1 pseudogene is annotated in these 830 nt (G+C 60.4%); it reads right to left on the bottom strand.

From position 1 onward, the window contains the following. Positions 1-830 (bottom strand): annotated as a pseudogene (locus tag L1A08_RS17570) (RHS repeat-associated core domain-containing protein); the annotation flags it as partial.

Genomic DNA, 830 nt, shown 5'->3' with positions numbered 1-830 from the left:
GACGGCGTCGTCCAACCGGTGGGGTGATCCGTTTCAACCGACGTGTCGACGTCCCGAATCAGTTGCGTGACGGCGCCGGTTGGGATGTCGTATTTCGTGCGAGTGATATACCCCCGTTCGTTCATCGTCCAGGTTGCATAGCCGTTGCTGTCGTAGTAAATCTTCCTTGTGTTCGCCACGCCCGAGCCGTTCTGAGAGACCGGGATCACCGGCAGCGTCGTCGTCCACTGCTGGATCTGCGACGTTCCCGAGTACCACGTGTAGGCATACGAGGTCACGATCGTCTCGGTCTGGTTGGAGTCAGACGGATAGGCCGTCTGCTGCGACATCACATAGACGTTGTCGTAGCCGCTCTCTGGACAGGCCGCATAAGCGTAATCCCGCAGCTTAATCTCGGCCCCCAGCTGTCCTTGCTGGATCCGCTCGCTGGAGGTGTAGCCCGAGGGCGTGTGCACGGAGTACAGCCGGATGAGGCCCTCATCGTCCCGCAGGTAGGTGTATTTGCCGGTGCCGGAGTTAAATTCCAGCAGATCAGCGGCCGCTTCGCTGTAACCGGTGACGGCCGAGGGACTGGCCTCCATGATCACCCGGTTCTCCGCATCGTATTTCGTGAAGGAGATCCAGTGGGACGAGCCATCCCCAAGATCGGCCAGCATCGGCAGACCGGCGGCATTGGTAAAGACGGTATACTGCGATCCATCCGGCCGGGTTTCGACCGTCTTGCGCTTCCAACTATTGGGACCGGCGGCATTCGAGCTGTCGGTATAGCTGTACGTGAACTCCATCGTGCCCCCCTGCACGACCTCCCGGGTACACCGTCGCTGGTCATC

Origin of the sequence: Rubinisphaera margarita (assembly GCF_022267515.1) — a bacterium.
GTDB lineage: Bacteria > Planctomycetota > Planctomycetia > Planctomycetales > Planctomycetaceae > Rubinisphaera > Rubinisphaera margarita.
Note: the sequence above shows the minus strand (reverse complement) of the source record. Positions and strands in the feature narration are given on the sequence as shown.